Here is a 349-nt window from a genome sequence, read left to right on the forward strand (position 1 = left end):
GCATCAGCGATAGTGCTGAACGCATTGGCGTAACCTTGCTGAATCGCCTGCTGCGGGCTGCGACCATCGCGCAGCTCTTCACGAATCCGCTCGAAGATCAGCACGTTGGCATCCACCGCCATACCCACTGTCAGCACGATACCGGCAATACCCGGCAAGGTCATAGTGGCGCCCGGAATCATGGACATCACACCAATGATCAATACCAGGTTCATCGTCAGCGCCAGGTTGGCAATCAGACCGAACTTGCGGTAGTACAGCAAAGTGAACAACATCACGGCGACCATGCCCCAGATACAGGCCTGGATCCCCATGTCAATGTTCTGCTGACCCATAGAAGGACCGATAG

The 349-nt window shown here is 55.6% G+C and carries 1 protein-coding gene; it reads right to left on the bottom strand.

What is annotated here, in order from left to right:
- Nucleotides 1-349 (bottom strand): MMPL family transporter (locus R0J87_RS18980; RefSeq protein WP_498888170.1); only part of this gene is annotated, 349 nt, incomplete at both ends.

Origin of the sequence: Halomonas sp. SIMBA_159 (assembly GCF_046536035.1) — a bacterium.
In the GTDB taxonomy this organism is placed as follows: Bacteria; Pseudomonadota; Gammaproteobacteria; order Pseudomonadales; family Halomonadaceae; genus Vreelandella; species Vreelandella venusta_A.